At 48.6% G+C, this 15,961-nt stretch carries 16 protein-coding genes and 1 pseudogene; 3 read left to right on the forward strand and 14 right to left on the reverse strand.

The window, feature by feature from the left end; all coding sequences use genetic code 11:
• Positions 1-1,112: pseudogene (locus tag GOU96_RS13855) on the forward strand (glucan biosynthesis glucosyltransferase H); the annotation flags it as partial.
• Between the two features lie 53 nt (positions 1,113-1,165).
• On the opposite strand, the gene GOU96_RS13860 reads toward GOU96_RS13855, so the two are convergent.
• The gene (locus GOU96_RS13860) at positions 1,166-2,767 is read right to left on the reverse strand and encodes a BCCT family transporter (RefSeq protein ID WP_267782801.1); all 1,602 of its coding nucleotides are present in this window, start codon (positions 2,765-2,767) and stop codon (positions 1,166-1,168) included.
• A gap of 374 nt (positions 2,768-3,141) precedes the next feature.
• Between GOU96_RS13860 and GOU96_RS13865 the strand changes: the two genes are divergently transcribed.
• Positions 3,142-3,621, forward strand: a complete 480-nt coding sequence (locus GOU96_RS13865; RefSeq protein WP_000410818.1) for a MarR family winged helix-turn-helix transcriptional regulator — start codon at positions 3,142-3,144, stop codon at positions 3,619-3,621.
• Position 3,622: 1 nt separating this feature from the next.
• Here the strand turns inward: GOU96_RS13865 and GOU96_RS13870 are convergent, their stop codons facing one another.
• The 6 genes from GOU96_RS13870 to GOU96_RS13895 all read right to left on the reverse strand — a co-directional run bounded on the left by GOU96_RS13870 (position 3,623) and on the right by GOU96_RS13895 (position 9,544).
• Positions 3,623-4,261 carry a response regulator transcription factor gene (locus GOU96_RS13870; protein WP_000360438.1) on the reverse strand — a complete coding sequence of 213 codons (639 nt, stop codon included), beginning with the start codon at positions 4,259-4,261 and terminating at the stop codon, positions 3,623-3,625.
• Entirely contained in the window at positions 4,254-5,609 is a 1,356-nt protein-coding gene (locus GOU96_RS13875) for a cache domain-containing protein (protein ID WP_267782799.1), read from the reverse strand. The genes GOU96_RS13870 and GOU96_RS13875 overlap by 8 nt, the downstream gene beginning before the upstream one ends.
• Positions 5,610-5,731: 122 nt before the next feature.
• Positions 5,732-7,015, reverse strand: a complete 1,284-nt coding sequence (locus GOU96_RS13880) for a TRAP transporter large permease (protein ID WP_000579495.1) — start codon at positions 7,013-7,015, stop codon at positions 5,732-5,734.
• Positions 7,016-7,024: 9 nt separating this feature from the next.
• Positions 7,025-7,558 (reverse strand): TRAP transporter small permease subunit, encoded by a 534-nt coding sequence (locus tag GOU96_RS13885; RefSeq protein WP_001257145.1) that lies wholly within the window; start codon positions 7,556-7,558, stop codon positions 7,025-7,027.
• Positions 7,559-7,659: 101 nt separating this feature from the next.
• Positions 7,660-8,754: a TRAP transporter substrate-binding protein gene (locus GOU96_RS13890; protein WP_001918468.1), complete on the reverse strand. Its 1,095-nt coding sequence runs from the start codon at positions 8,752-8,754 to the stop codon at positions 7,660-7,662.
• Positions 8,755-9,139: 385 nt separating this feature from the next.
• A complete protein-coding gene (locus tag GOU96_RS13895; RefSeq protein WP_032470836.1) occupies positions 9,140-9,544 on the reverse strand; it encodes a hypothetical protein in 405 nt (134 codons plus the stop codon).
• Between the two features lie 172 nt (positions 9,545-9,716).
• Here GOU96_RS13895 and GOU96_RS13900 point away from each other — a divergent pair, with 172 nt between their 5' ends.
• Positions 9,717-10,391: a DUF2982 domain-containing protein gene (locus tag GOU96_RS13900; RefSeq protein ID WP_001142691.1), complete on the forward strand. Its 675-nt coding sequence runs from the start codon at positions 9,717-9,719 to the stop codon at positions 10,389-10,391.
• Here the strand turns inward: GOU96_RS13900 and GOU96_RS13905 are convergent.
• The 7 genes from GOU96_RS13905 to GOU96_RS13935 form a co-directional block, all read right to left on the reverse strand.
• Entirely contained in the window at positions 10,385-11,041 is a 657-nt protein-coding gene (locus tag GOU96_RS13905; protein WP_000058362.1) for an MBL fold metallo-hydrolase, read from the reverse strand. The genes GOU96_RS13900 and GOU96_RS13905 overlap by 7 nt on opposite strands.
• Before the next feature lie 63 nt (positions 11,042-11,104).
• Positions 11,105-11,653 (reverse strand): DUF882 domain-containing protein, encoded by a 549-nt coding sequence (locus tag GOU96_RS13910; protein ID WP_001195150.1) that lies wholly within the window; start codon positions 11,651-11,653, stop codon positions 11,105-11,107.
• 145 nt (positions 11,654-11,798) lie between these two features.
• Positions 11,799-13,370, reverse strand: a complete 1,572-nt coding sequence (locus GOU96_RS13915; RefSeq protein ID WP_162806246.1) for a L,D-transpeptidase family protein — start codon at positions 13,368-13,370, stop codon at positions 11,799-11,801.
• A 110-nt stretch (positions 13,371-13,480) separates the two neighbouring features.
• On the reverse strand, positions 13,481-13,648 hold the full coding sequence (locus GOU96_RS13920) for a hypothetical protein (RefSeq protein ID WP_001904204.1): 168 nt from the start codon (positions 13,646-13,648) through the stop codon (positions 13,481-13,483).
• A complete protein-coding gene (locus GOU96_RS13925; protein WP_267783134.1) occupies positions 13,621-14,694 on the reverse strand; it encodes a DUF1513 domain-containing protein in 1,074 nt (357 codons plus the stop codon). The genes GOU96_RS13920 and GOU96_RS13925 overlap by 28 nt, the downstream gene beginning before the upstream one ends.
• Positions 14,684-15,691 (reverse strand): imelysin family protein, encoded by a 1,008-nt coding sequence (locus GOU96_RS13930; protein ID WP_267783133.1) that lies wholly within the window; start codon positions 15,689-15,691, stop codon positions 14,684-14,686. The genes GOU96_RS13925 and GOU96_RS13930 overlap by 11 nt, the downstream gene beginning before the upstream one ends.
• Positions 15,692-15,700: 9 nt before the next feature.
• On the reverse strand, positions 15,701-15,961 hold a 261-nt coding region (locus GOU96_RS13935; RefSeq protein ID WP_324701982.1), incomplete at its 5' end, for a di-heme oxidoredictase family protein.

The raw sequence follows: 15,961 nt of genomic DNA on the forward strand, positions 1-15,961 counted from the left end.
CTTTTGAAGAGTGCCCTCCTTCGATTATCGATTTAGCCGTGCGCGATCGCCGTTGGTGTCAAGGCAACCTGCAACACAGCCGCATCATAGGCACCAAAGGTCTGCACTGGATCAGTCGTTTGCACCTGACTACGGGCATTATGTCCTACCTCTCTTCGCCATTTTGGCTGCTATTGATTTTGTCGGGTTTGTTACTGGCACTGCAAGCGCACTTTATTCGTCCTGAGTATTTTACCGAGCAGTTTTCACTGTTCCCAACTTGGCCGGTCATGGACTCCGCACGCGCATTGCAACTGTTCTACATCACCATGGGTATTCTATTTAGCCCGAAAATTTTCGGATTACTGCTGCTGATGTTTGATGGTGAAATGTGTCGTACCTTAGGGGGACGACTGAGAGTCATACTCAGCGCGGTGACAGAGATCCTACTGTCTGCACTGGTCGCTCCCATCATGATGCTCATCCACTGTGGCGCGGTTGTGTCGATTTTGTTTGGACGTGATAGTGGTTGGGCTCCTCAACGACGTGATGACGGTAGCTTGCCAATCAAAGACTTGCTGTACCGCCACCGTTGGCATATGACAGCGGGAGTACTCCTTGGTTATGCCGCTATGCTCGACTCATGGACCCTACTGGCGTGGATGTCTCCAGCCTTAATCGGTTTGTGGTTCTCAGTACCACTCTCTGGGATCACGGCGTCATACACCATCGGAGCTTGGTTTAAACAAAAACGCATTCTTGCGACTCCAGAAGAAATTGAAACACCGGCGATTGTGCTTGCTGCGCAAGCTCGTCGTGACGAGTATGTGATGGATCTTCAGGAAGTATGGAACGCACGCATGGTACTTGCTGATCACAACTTGATCGCTCTACATATTGCGATGATGGATAAACTGCCGTCGCGCCAACCCGGCACCGCGATTGAACCTTTGGATGCGGTAGCACGCATTAAAGTACAGGAAGCGGAGAGTCAGGAAAGCCTACTGGCGCTACTGACCAAAGTCGAACTGAGTTATGTTCTGGGCAATCCCCTACTGATCCAGCAGGTAGCCAAACTGCCACCAACACTTATCAATGACACTATTGAACCACAGGCACTCCAAAGAGCCTAAGACACCATTGATGATCTAAAAGTCCGGCATAAATGCCGGACTTTTTTATGCCTTTATGAATTGCTTGATAGCGGTGTCGCACTAAACTCAGGTTCGGTTTTTAACCCTTTCCATAAGCTGACGCACATCAGTAGCAAGATCACCGTAAATGGCAAGGCTGTAGAGATAACGCCCGCTTGCAGCGCTTGCACCGCTTCCGAACCTCCAATCCATAGCAGTGCAACCGCGACTGCGCCTTCGAGTACCGCCCAAAATACACGCTGCAATACAGGTGAGTCCAATTTGCCGCCTGAGGTAATACTGTCAATGACCAGTGAACCCGAATCTGACGATGTAATAAAAAATACCAAAACCAACACCACGGCAATCACAGATAGCACCTTACCGAAAACCAGCGAATCAAACATCTGGAACATGGCCAGCGAAACATCGGTTAAGCCATTTTGACCTAACACGCCGATTTCATTAATCACTTGATCCACGGCCAGACCACCAAATACCGACATCCACACCAGTGTCACTAACGTTGGGATCAATAAGACCGCCACAATGAATTCACGAATGGTACGTCCTTTAGAAACACGTGCGATGAACATGCCCACGAACGGTGACCATGAAATCCACCATGCCCAGTAGAAGACCGTCCAACCTTGGAACCACACTTCATCTTCACGACCATGAGGATTACTCAGCGGGATTAAGTTTTGTAGGTAAGCCATTAAAGTCGTCGGAATCGAAGTCAATGTGACGCTATAACCAATCACTGCCACCAGTGCGAGCAATAAAAACGCGACAATCATATTGATGTTAGAGATGACTTTCACCCCTCCATCAATACCTCGAACCACAGACAATGTGGCTAAACCCGTCACCACACAGATCACCGCAATTTGTAGCCCAATGCCCGATTCAAAACCAAATACATGGTGGATACCAGAAGCCGCTTGCTGCGCCCCAAGACCGAGAGACGTTGCCAAACCAAACAGCGTGGCTAATACCGCAAGAATATCGACCACATGCCCCGCCCATCCCCAAGCGCGATCACCCAGTAGCGGATAAAAAACCGAGCGCATTGAAAGTGGCAAGCCTTTGTTGTAGCAGAAAAAAGCCAATGATAGAGCAACAACACCATAAATGGCCCACGGGTGAAGTCCCCAGTGGAACATGGTTGCTCCCATCGCCAGTTGCGCAGCTTGAGGAGTGTTGGCTTCTACGCCCAGTGGTGTTTCATACCAGCCCGTATAATAGGCCACGGGTTCTGCAACACTCCAGAACATCAAACCAATTCCCATCCCTGCAGCAAACAGCATCGATAACCAAGATAGAAAAGAGTGGTCCGCTTTCGCGGCCTGTCCACCTAACCGAATTTTACCAAACGGTGAAATGACCAATCCGATACAAAACAGTAGGAATAGGTTACCCGACCAGATAAACAACCAGTCGAAGCCCGCAATAATGTTCTGCTTTACGGTATCAAGCCCAATCTTAGCTTGGTGGGCATCCACGAGTACGGTCAGTAGTAAAAATGCAGCAATCAAACCTGCACTGATCCCAAACACGGGATTGTGCACATCAAACCCCCATTTCTGCACATTATCTTGGCCTACGGTGTAGTCCGTATTATCGATACTGTACTTATCAATTTCTTTTGTCATGTATCCTCTCTGAGTCATTTCAATCGAGCTCAACAACAATGACAACAAAGCATTTTCGGTTTATTAATCACAAATTGCTTTGTACTCATTGTTAATTCCATTCATTAAAAGCACGATTATTTTACATAGATCACAGAAAAGATCTAGCTTTCAGACCATTTAAGTCAGTTTAAGATAGAGACCCCCTTGTTCATGTCAAAAAACCATATCAGAAACTACCGAAATTTAATTCCTACTCAAAGCATCCGTCTGGAATGCAAAATTCAAAAACTATCGCAATAACGCTATGGGTTACTGTTAGCTCAACACTTTAAAAATCCAGGTAAGTAAGGTATGGTTCGCGACAGATTCAGCACAAACTGGGTGAACCCTCTGTGGAAAAACACGAAGAAGTATTAGTCGCACTGCGCCAGATCATCCGCGCCATTGACCTACACTCCAAAAAACTTAATAAGGACGCAGGGCTCACCGGCCCCCAATTGATTTTGATGCGTTCAATTCATGACTTAGGTGAACAGGTCACCATCCGTGAGCTCGCGGTGCATACCAATATGAGCCAAGGCACGGCTACCACGATTTTGGATCGATTGGAGCGTAACGGCTATGTACAGCGCGTGCGCAGTAACAGTGATAAACGCAAAGTTCATGCTCACTTAACCGATGAGGGGCGTAAGCTGCTCGCACAAGCCCCACAGCCTTTACAAGAGAGCTTTGTTGAGCAATTCCATCAATTACAAGATTGGGAACAGAGCTTACTGCTCTCTTCTGTACAACGCATCTCTGCCATGATGAACGCGCAAGATATGGATGCCGCGCCAATGCTGACGATTGGTAGCATCACGCAGCCAGAATAGTTCACTCCAGTAAACCATGTTGTAGCGCGTATTGAGCTAACTCTGCCGTGGAGTGGATGTCGAGCTTATGCTTAATATTTTGCCTATGGGTTTCGACCGTGCGATAGCTGATATTCAGCAAGGTCGCGATTTTTTTACTGCTGCAACCTTGTGCAACCATACGTAAAATTGCCTCTTCACGGCGGCTCAGCGGGTTTGGCTTATTCGCCACAGGTAAAATCTCTTGGCTAAACAGTGTCGAGGTGGTGGATTCGCAGAAGTACGTCGCGCCTTGATGAACCGTTTTGATCGCTTGCACCATTTTCAGTGCTGAGATTTCTTTGAGCATGTAGCCCATCGCGCCGGCTTGCATCACTTGCATAATGTACTCGCGGTTATCATGCATGGTCAGCATCAATACTTTGGTGTGAGGAACTTCTTCTTTGATCAAGCGGGTGGCTTCAATACCGTTCATAATCGGCATACTCACATCCATCAGCACCACATCCGGTTGGTGAAGTTTGACCAATTCTAAAGCTTCCAATCCATTACTCGCCGTGGCGACAACCTCGATTTCCGGCTCTTGCTCTAAACGCGCAATAAAACCATCCAACACCACCTGATGATCATCCACCATCACCACTCTGATTGGTTTATCCATAAACACTTCCATCCAACTTCAGTAAAACCGTAATTTCGGTGCCCAATTGTGGCTCGCTGCTTAATTCAAATTCCCCACCAATAAACTCCACACGTTCGCACATGTTACGTAAACCAATCCCGCGTTTTTGCAGCGCTTCTTTGCTGGAAAATCCTACCCCATCATCACGCACCATAAGCTGCAACATATCACCCATTTGCTGCAGTAATACCGTGACTTTCTCGGCTTTGGCGTGTTTTTCAATATTATTGAGTGACTCTTGCACCACTCGATACAACGTGGTTGCCACTTCCGATTTTAGCTTGCCCGGTTGGGTGTCAAACAACATCTCGATCTCCATTTGTGAATGCAGTTTGAAATCCTCAAGCAGCGTTGTGAGTGCCGCTTGTAAACCGAGATCATCCAGCGCACTAGGGCGCAAATGGTGTGAAATTCGCCGAACTTCATTAATTGCAGTCATCAACGAGTGCTGGGATTTTTCCAGATGCACGATCTGTTTAGGGTCGTTCAGTTGGTTGGCCAGTAACTCAAGATGACACTTGCTAGACACCAATAACTGATTAATTCCGTCATGCAGTTCGCGGGCGAGATGCTTCTTTTCATCTTCCTGAAACAACACGGTTTTGTGTACCAAATCTTTGAGATTCTTATCCGCCAAACGGTGTTCATGCAGGTTGATGGCTAAGGTCAACACAATGATCACCGCTACAGTGACTATCAAAATCACCACAACAGAAAAGAAGGTGGTATCAATATTTGCGTTCACTGCCGCTTGCATCTTCTCGACTTCATGACTGAGATCTTCAATGTACAAGCCAGTGCCGATCATCCATTCCCAGTCGTCAAGCCAAGCCGAATAGCTGAGTTTAGGGACCGTCTCTCCACTTGAGGGTTTGCGCCACAAATATTGGTGATACCCACCACCCGATTGAGCTTGGAAAAGAAGCGCTTGGATGAGAAAGTCACCGCGTTCATCTTGCAACTGCCATAAGTTTTGCCCTACCAGCTCAGGCTGGATCGGATGCACCAAGTTCGTGCCCTGAGCATCATAAGCGAAAAAATAGCCATCAGATCCATAACGAATATTGGTTAATACTGCTTTGACCTGCTGTTTGGCTTCCGCTTCACTTAAGTTGGGATTACTGGCAATCAACCTCACCGCATCAAACGCCACCTCGACGCTGTCTTTGAGTGAGGTTTCGCGCTCTTCCATCAGCTTAGCTCGGAAGATCTCAATTTCACGCTGGCCTAAGGTTTTAGCCTGATGGATCGAAATCCAACTGATGCTTGCTGTGGCAATTAAGAGAGGCAGTAAAGCCAGCAAAATCAATTTGGCTTTGAGAGGCATTCCATTTCCTCATAAAAAAACTGCTTTCCGACCCTTCGAAAAGCAGTTTCACTCTAACAACTTGTTGTTGTGGATTGAATTTCGATACGCTCACTCTTGAGTCGGATCACATTCCATAGAAATCACATTCCATAGAAGCTTGGGAATACCATCAACGAAATCAAAACCAAAATCTGGATCAGGATAAAAGGCACAACGCCGCGATAGATGTCCATGGTGGTGACCGACTTTGGCGCAACCCCTTTCAGATAGAACAAACTAAACCCGAACGGCGGAGTTAAGAACGACGTTTGCAAGTTCATCGCAATTAAGATAGCAAACCACGTCATATCCACATCCATCAGCACAGCGACTGGAGCCAAAATCGGTACTATGATGAAACAGATTTCTACGAAGTCGATAAAGAAACCCAGGATTAAGATCACCAACATAGTGACAATCAAGAAGCCCCATTTATCTCCGGGCAGATTCATCATCCACTCTTCGACCAGCTCATCACCACCGGTATAAGTAAACGCCATCGAGAACGCGGTCGCGCCGAGCAAAATAGCAAATACCATGGCGGTCACTTTGACGGTTTCTTTAGAGGCATCATAGACCATTGACCAACTGAATTGACCATACGCCAATGCCAGTAAAATCGCGCCCGCACCACCAAGTGCTGCGGACTCTGTGGGCGTCGCCACACCAGCGAAAATCGAGCCCAGAACCACCACAATCAGCGCCAACGGCGGGATAACCGCTTTCAGTGCTTTCACCACTTCTTGACGACGTGATAAATCGGCATCAGGTTCAATAGGCATCGCCGCTTGCGGATTCAGCTTGGCGTAAATCAGGATGTAGATGATATACGCCGCCACCAGCATCAAACCCGGCCAGAGTGCGGCTTGGAACAGATCGCCAACCGGAACCCCAAGCACATCACCCAATAGAATCAATACGATAGAAGGCGGAATGATTTGTCCAAGGGTCCCCGACGCACAGATGGTGCCACACGCCAACCCTTTGTCGTAACGGTATTTGAGCATCACAGGCAGTGAGATTAGTCCCATCGCCACAACCGATGCCCCCACTACCCCTGTCGAAGCGGCGAGTAACGTGCCCACCAATACGGTAGAAATCGCCACACCACCGTGAATGCCACCAAATAAGCGCCCCATCGACTCTAATAATTGCTCCGCCAGCTTGGTTTTTTGTAGCACCAAACCCATAAACACAAACAGCGGCACCGCCATTAACACGGTGTTTTCCATGATCGATTGAATGCGGTAAGGCATGAACGCAAACATCTCTATGCCTTCAGCCCACACGCCAAAAATCAGCGCAATGCCACCAAAAGTAAAAGCGACGGGGAAACCCAGTAGTAGCGCAAACAGGGCAACGAAAAACATCACAATACCAATCATACGTTTCCCTTACTTAGTTTGGTCTGCGTGCATCAGACGTGGGTTAAACACTTTATTGAGCGAGTGGATGATCAAGCCGACGCCACTTATCGCCATGAAAGTGAAAGAGACTGGGATCATCGCCTTGATAATCCAACGATATGGCAAACCACCCGGGTCACCGGACGTTTCACCCAGCGCGTAGCTTTCTTTGGCAAAGTCGATCCCGAAATAGACCACCAACAAGCAGAACGGCAACAGGAAAAACAGAGTGCCAAGAATGTCGATCACCGCCTGTGCTTTCATCGATAAACGTTCATAGAACAGATCGACTCGTACATGGCCGCCCGCTTTAATGGCGTAAGGAATACCAAGTAAAAAAACCGTGGCAAACAGATGCCACTCTAATTCTTGAAAGGCGATAGAAACATCGTTAAAGGCATAGCGCATCACAACGTCATACACGACGTTGGCCACCAACAGAATAAACAGAATACTGGAGAGCCACCCCAGTAGATCGCTAAGACGGTTAAATAACCGCTCAACATAAATCAGACTTCTCATTACACACTCCCTGTCTAATCAAATTGCTCCGTGTCACGAATGTGCACGGAGCTTATCGTTATGTGCTTTTCTTGGGCTTCCTGCACACGCAGTTCAGCTTATCATTGTGATTCGCTATTGAGGTAGGCTCGCAGTGAAATATCTGTCCAACTACGTGTTTGTTTTAGATAGTTGGCTTGCGATTCTTGGATCTCTTTAGCCAGTGGATCTTCTGCTGCGTGTTTCGCCAGTAGTCGGTCGTTAACCTCACGCAGGGCTTTAATCACAGGCGCTGGGAAGGTCTTCACTTTCACATCTGGGAACTCTTGGGTAATCGAAACCCAGTTTTTGCCACTTTCATGAACTGATTGAACATACATGTCGTAAGCCGCAGTGCGCATCGCAACACGTAAGATTTCACGCAGATCTTCAGGCAATTTATCCCACGTCTTTTGGTTGACTAAGAATTGCAGCTCAGTTGCTGGCTCATGCCAACCGGTGTAGTAATAAGGCGCAATCTTGTGGAAACCCATACGTAGGTCAAGTGACGGCCCTACCCACTCTAGCGCATCAATCGTGCGACGCTCGAGCGAGGTGTATAGCTCTCCCGGAGCAATGTTGGTGGGTTTGGCACCGAGCTCCGCTAACACTTCTCCGGCAAAACCGGGAATGCGCATTTTCAGCCCTTGCAGATCTTCAACGCTGTTGATCTCTTTTTGGAACCAGCCGCCCATCTGCACGTCAGTGTTACCACCGGGGAATGAGAGCATATTGTGTGGAGAGTAAACCTTCTCCATCAGTTCCATACCACCACCGTGGTAGAACCATGCGTATTGCTCGCCCGTCGTCATACCAAAAGGCATAGAGGTAAAATACAAAGTGTTCGGAACTTTGCCTTTCCAGTAATAAGACGCGGAGTGTCCCATGTCGTATTGGCCCGATTTCACCATATCAAACACACCCAGTGGCGCTTTATGTTTGTTGGCAGAATCAATGCGAATTTGTAAACGGCCATTGGACATTTTCTCCGCCATTGCCGCCATATTCTTTGTGGTGTCGCCGAAGATTGGGAAGTTAGGTCCCCATGTCTCAGCCAGTGTTAAACGGTAAACTTTCTCTTCTGCAAAAGCGGAAGTTGTGAGCAGCGCAACACCCGCCGCAATAAGCAGCACGCTTCGCTTCATAACTCGTGATACAGATTGATGAATCAGACTCATGGTTTGACGTCCTTGGTTATCCATACCTGCGCACCCTGCAACAGGCTCGTCAACAATGTGGTCGATATTCGTAAGACAAGAAATCGGCGAGACCACGCAGCCAAGTAACACCCTAACCGCACGACTTAGCCATTCGTCTTAAGTATTACTACGTAGGACAAAAACAAAATTCATTGAAAAACAAAATGATAAAGAAAGATTAATGAATATATGATAGGGAAATACGTAGTCATTTCTACGTGAGAGGATTTTAAAGAAAAGAGTAAAAAATGTGACAAAGGCATAGCTATCACTTGCAAGACGATAACAGCTCAAGTGAACTAGGAGCCAGTAGATACCTTGGTCAGCAGTAGCAAAGCTCCGATAACGGAGCTTTACTTAGAACTTACACCGCCAGAGTGTAAGTCACTTTATTGCCGACTTGGTTTTTCTCAACCAGCTTTTCATCGAGCAGTTTTTTTAGCGCGCCCGCGGCCCATGCAGAAGCTTTCGCTTCCTCTTGGCCTGCAAGCAAACCAATCGCTTTGGGGTTAATCCCCTCAACTGCACCACGCACAATCTCGAGGACTTGCTGCTGTTTTGGCGTCAGTTGACAAGTCACCGTTGGCGTTGGCGTTGCCGCTTGCTCAGATTGGTGTGCCGAAAGGGCCTTTGAGTGCACGGATTGCGCAGGTTTCTGCACAGAGGTGCTCGATTTTACCGTCGCTTTTACCGTGGCAAGGTTAGCAACGATCGCTTTAATGCGTTTTTGCAGCTTAGCCTGCACTTTACGCTTATGAGCTAATCTCATCGGGTCGGTCTCCATTTCACTGCCCAAAGGCAGTCATAAAATTTTGAAGCGCGCTTTATAGCAAATTACGTTCGACGTTTGTAGGGATGAGGTCAAGTTCTCGGCGACAAATGATCTTTAGCCCGCTTAGATGACTATAATTTGGGCGACACGGCCAAAGAGTGAGAAGGGCATGCCCACTTTGCAACTGTACAATCATCAGATCCATTTCACGCCTTTCGTGATAAAGGGACTGTTAGCCTTGGCTGGCCTTATCACTTTGGTAGTGATTGGCATCGCCGAATCCCTTTTGCAAGCCGTGGTCGGAATACTCGCGCTCATGGCTTGGGCAGGCATTGCCTACTGGTTGATGTTAAAAGGACAAGTGGCTTACACATTAACGGCAACCCATCTCCAGCAGCATTTTTATCAAGGCGGTTGGGTGGTGAAATGGAATAATATCAGCCAGATTGGTGTGTGCAGTTACGAGCGGGAAGGCTGGCATCAACCTCTACCTTGGGTTGGCATTCGTCTTAAACATTACGCGCCCTACCTCAACAGTATTTGCCCTCGCTTATCGACCCAACTGTTGCTCAGTCAACGCGCCTTACTCTATCTCGGTGCTCAACAAAAAGCGCGGCATCATCAATTTGAAGATCTGGTATTGGACTCCACACCCTATGTGGACGCCGAGGGCAAACAATACACCGGACTGCAAGCCATGCTGGCCAATCGAATGCAGTATCAACGAGACTTCTTTGGTTACGATATTTTTATTTCAGAGCAGGACTTAGATCGCAGTGCGGAAGAGTTTGTCGGATTGGCTCGGCGCTATCTTGCCGCTGCCGAGCCAGAGGATCTTCAGTAGAGCGGCATTTCGTCCGCGACAAATGGGTTGCTGGCACGTTCACGGCCAAAGGTAGATTGGGGGCCATGACCGGGGATGAAAGTGACATCGCTGCCAAGCGGCCAGAGTTTATTTTTGATAGACGCAATCAGAGTATTGAAATCCCCTTGCGGGAAATCCGTACGGCCAATACTGCCGTTAAACAGCACATCACCCACAAACGCCAAACGTGCCGCTTCACTAAACAGCACAACATGACCTGGTGTATGTCCGGGAGTATGGATAACTTGCAGAGTTTGCTGACCAAAGTGGATCACATCGCCATCATCGAGCCACTCATCAGGTTCAAAGGCTTCCGTAAGCGGAAAGCCAAACATTTTGCTTTGCCCTTCGAGCCCTTGTAGCCAGAAATTATCCGCTTTGTGCGGCCCGACAACCCGAGTTCCACCGAGAGCTTGCGCCAGTGACTGCGTACCACCAACGTGATCAAGGTGACCATGAGTCAGTACCAGTTGGGTTACTTTTACGCCTAGCTCCGCGATCAACATCGCGAGCTGTTTCACATCACCCCCCGGATCCACCACTATGCCTTCCATGGTTTCATCACACCACACGATAGAGCAGTTCTGAGCAAAGGCCGTAACAGGCACCACCTGATATTGTAAAGACATAAACCTATCCTGTCTGATTCTTAACTGGCAGGCACTATGTCATTAACGCCCGCCTTTGACAAGTTAGGCACCGACCCATTGGCGTACAGGACCGGTATCAATGTGGATAAATTGGCTTTTCGGATAGTAACCAACACCACCCGCTTGCAAACTGATCGCCGCTTCACGGATTTTCTTTAGCGACACACCATCCAAACGGAAATCGATAGCCTGCCCAGACATGTGGTAACTTTTCTTCGCCACGCCTTTTGATTTACTGCGTAGCTGCTTGTTTGTCGCGGGAGAGCGGTAACCAGAGACAATATGCACCTCGGCTTGAGTGCCAAGTAGCAATTGGATTTGGCACAGTTGATCAAACAGCAACTTATCCATGGCATGCACTTCGTCACGACGAAAATCACGGCATAAATGATTCAGCCGTTTCAATTCAGAACGAACGTAATTTTTGCCATTAAAATAGCGCGTTTCAATGCTTTCGCCTGTATGTAAGTTGCTTAATGCCAATTCTCTTGGCTTGGCGGCATAACTCGCGAACGCGATGCTGGGCGTACAGGCGGCTAAAATTAATCCGCCCGCAGTCAGTTTTAAGAAATCTCGACGTGTTGTTTGCACTTTAATTACCTACCGAACTGGGCTCTATCGATACGGAAAGTACCGGACTCTGGGTTCGATATCAAATGCATAAAACGTGCTAACTATCACTGATTCTAGAGAGAATCTCGCTTATTCCTTGAGCAGAAAGGAAAAATATCTGCTGTCAAATTTTAGTCAAATTTGGAGACGCGTCACCATTGCCGAGAGCTAAAGCATCATAGTGATAAATATCATCACGATAATGCAGTACACCTTCTTCATACCACACGGTCTGATAGATGATGTGGACTGGAATGCGCTTTTTGAGCGCAATCGCTTGGGTGCTCACTGGAAAATCGTCGAGCGTAATGCCCTGATTAGCGAGTAAGGTTTGCGCAAACTTTTCAGCGTTTTCTACCCGAATACAGCCAGAACTGAACGCCCGAGACGCGTTATTAAACAGATGCTTGCTCGGCGTATCATGCAGATAGATAGCGCGTGAATTGGGCGTATTAAACTTATAGGTCCCAAGCGCATTTTGCACGCCTGCCTGTTGGCGCAGACGGTATGGGAAGGTTTCCGGTTCAACGGTTTCCCAATCAATCAGAGCAGGGTCAATCACTTCTGGATCGCTCCAACCACGAATGATTTCCATACGATGATTGGCGAGATACTCACTATCACGTTTCACCATGGGTAGGATGTCTTCCACCATGATTTTATGCGGCACATTCCAAGTTGGATTGATGATCAGTGAATCGAGTTTGGTATTCATCACCGGTGTCGGTCTGGTGGTTTTGCCTACCACCACCTTGGCTTCAAAGACTTCGCGGCCGGCATCCCAATACTTCATATCAAAACCGGGCACATTGACCACAATCATGCTGTCTTGCTGGGTTGGCCATAAGCGAATCCGCTCTGCATTAAGCGCTAATAAGGCAAGGCGCTCAGTTACGGATGTGTTCAACCACTTCATGGTTTGTGGGCCAATCACGCCATCAGTCTGCAAGCCATGCATCTTCTGAAACTGCTTGATCGGTTTTTCAAGCGAGGCGTCGTAATAGGCCACATCATTCAAGATGGATGTGGTATCCAGATTCACCAGAGCTAAACGCTGCACTAAAGCTTCACGGTGGCTTAATGGGTCACCCGGACGCTTAAGCCGCTCCATCTGCTCGTATAGTGCCACCTCATTAAACTCAATGCTCGAGAGTGATTGATACGCCTGCAGCAGTTGTTGATAAGCAGGGTCTTGTGGAGTGTATTCATCCATTAAGCGAGCGAGCGACTGGTTACCGATCGCCATATGCAAAGCCAGTTGCGCCTCTTCACTCGGCGGAGCAAGAGGTTGATCAAGTTGACCTTCAAAAAACCAAGCAATACCGATTTTTGGTGCCTGCTCAGCATAGCTGAGGTATTGCAGTAAAGTGTCGGTCGCTAACACATCATACTCATGCCATCTATCTTGCTGACGATAGCTTTTGAGCGCGAAAAGTTGTCGGCTAAACAAAGGACTGAAACTCGCACGGTGAATCACCTCAAGCTGAGCTTCAAAATGGTTCGCCGTGGCAAGATCGCTCCACAGTAACTGATCATTGTTACTGTGATAGATTTGCTCAACCAAAGCCGGGTTGGTGATCTGTTCATTGACCGGCGAAGTGCTATCAATCCACCCCAATTCAACAAAACGCTGGGTGGCAGAACACGGAATAACAAAGAATAACAATGCGATAGCGGCAACGACTCGGCTTTTCATCAAAACGCCCTACTGGCTGAAGATGCACTAAGTATGGCAAAACTCAGCCGCAAAATTAAGCTATTGATAGGACTATTTTCACTCGTGTCTCATCTTTATCGTCGGTCGTTCTATTCCCAAACGAATGAGCGTTGCAGGATGACGGCAAGCAAGGCGGCGGCAAGTACGTTCATCCCCATAAGCCCAGAGAGACTATGGGGGAGAACAAACGTGGCCAACGCCGCTGCCACATCAAGTAGGAGGGTTATGCCTAGATCGCTGACCAATGGTTGTCCCACATCACATTGCTCATATGCGATTGCGAGAGCTCAGGTGCAGATTGCAAAATGATTTTGCCCGACCCCGAACTGATTTGAAAAGCACCATGGCGAACAACCACGCCGGAAGCATCGGCTAAAGCGGCTAATTCCACCAATTCGCCCGTGGCTTTTGACCAGATCCCATAGCAATTCCCGGGGGGAGAGGTGGCAAGAATCCACTCATCGGTCGCCGCAATACTGGCAATATAGTGATTAAAACGCGCCCACTGCTCAGGCTCTGCTTGTAATGGCTTAAGCGGACCAGTCCCCGTGTGCATGGCAACTAAGGGAGGATAATCGTCTGGCTGGCCGCGATATTGCTGACCACACAGGACTGTGTTATCCCCATCATGAGCCAAATGACGGATGCTCAGATGGCGATCAGGTAAAGTGATTTGATCCAGTACCTCACCTTGCGCTGAGAGGTAAGTCAAACTTGGCTGCATACTCTCTAGATTTAACGGCTCACGGCCAAAAGTGTGGACGCCACCAACCCCCACAACCAAACGACCATCGGCCATCAAGATCACTTCGTGAGGACCAATCCCAAAACCGCTCCATTCCGCGACTTTTTGATAGTGGTGAGTCACATCATAAACGCCAATTACACCACGACTGGTTTTCTGCTCCCCTTCCGTGGCAAATAAGTAGCGGCCATCATGTGAATAGACACCATGTCCGTAGTAGTAACGCTGCGTATCGGCGGGACGCAGCACAATTTGCTGCGCCGTTTGATAATCAAACACCGACATAAACTGACCGGGGCGGCGTGCAAAAGCCACCGCATGCGGCAACCTTGGGTGAATGGCAATACCATGCCCTCGAGCAGGTAAGGCAAGCTTACCGACCGCCTGACCAGCGTTATCTGCCATCACTACGCTAAAGCGTTCTCGCCCTTCTATTGCACAGCCAATCAAGGCAGGCTGGGGTGATCGCGCAGAGCTACAACCGCTGATTAGCCAAGGTGTCGTGCAGCCAAAAAGCGCCACTTGCAATAAGTGGCGACGTGTTGCATCAGTCACCATCGGTTGCATTAAACCCTATGACCACACCCAGTCCCACAGCCACTTCGTCGTGCAGCAAATAGTTCAGTTGCTCGAGCTTGTCGCGCAAAACTAAACCCTCGCGATATCCCGCTTTGGTTTGCAGCAAATCAAACAGGCTTGCATGCTGCGGCCAAGTTTCGATAATCCCAGCCAACTGCGTGGTGACGCGATCCGCCGTGGCAACCATACCTTGTTGACGCAGCATCGCATCCATACCTTTGCCATCGGCAAGGTATAAGGCTTGAATCGCCAACAAGTTATAACGCATATTGCTCAGCGAGGTTTTCGAGCGCCACGACTCCGAGAAATAAGGCCGTGGCTGACCAATATTGGCCAGCGGCCGATTGAGCTTAGAGAGCGTAAACTCCAACTGATTGGAAAGCAGCGCGATGTACTCCGCACGCCAAGTGCTATCATCCAAAGATTGCCATGGGTTCTCTTGCCAAGCCTTAGCAATGTGAGTGGCATTACGCTGCACAGTCGCGCTGATGGCCATCGCGGCTGGACAAGCTTGCTGCGGTGCAGTCAGCAAAGGCGATGCGCTATCGAAAATGAGCCATTCCAATGCACCCAACCCTTGCACTGCCACACTCTGTTTTGCAATATCGTCGACTTCCCATACTGGCGGTTTGGCGAGCAGCTGCTTCATTTTATGCCCAGTCGTGTCTTTTTTATCTGGCCAGAATTGCATATTCCAGCTCAAATCTAATGCGGCACTCGGCCCACGCTGCTGTCCTTGTAAGGCCATCCAACCTTGCATGCTGGCTTGCCACTCTTGTTTCAGTGGTGATATATCGGTCGTCGGCGCTTGGCAATAGTGAGCCATACGCTGCTGTAACTGCTTGGTTTGCTCAGCGAGAATGTGGGCATATTCACGCTCTAGCTCGAATACCGCTTGGCTAGGATGCTCCATGTCTGGAGCACTCTGACACGCAGCCAGTAAAGACACCGCTAGCAGAGTCACTGTTTTTTTCATCCTTCTCTCCTAGAGTGAATTCAAAAAGGCCACCAGCGCTTCACGCTGCGCTTTATCAAACTGCAGTACCTTATCGCGGCTCGCCTGCGCTTCACCGCCATGCCACAACACCGCTTCCAGCACATTGCGCGCACGGCCATCATGCAAGAAATAGGTGTGTCCATTGACTTCTTGGGTATAACCTATCCCCCACAAAGGGGCAGTACGCCATTCACGCGCAGAAGCCAAGGCCTCTGGACGACCATCACTCAAGCCTTCGCCCATATCATG

The organism is Vibrio sp. R-1 (genome assembly GCF_035615595.1).
GTDB lineage: Bacteria > Pseudomonadota > Gammaproteobacteria > Enterobacterales > Vibrionaceae > Vibrio > Vibrio cholerae.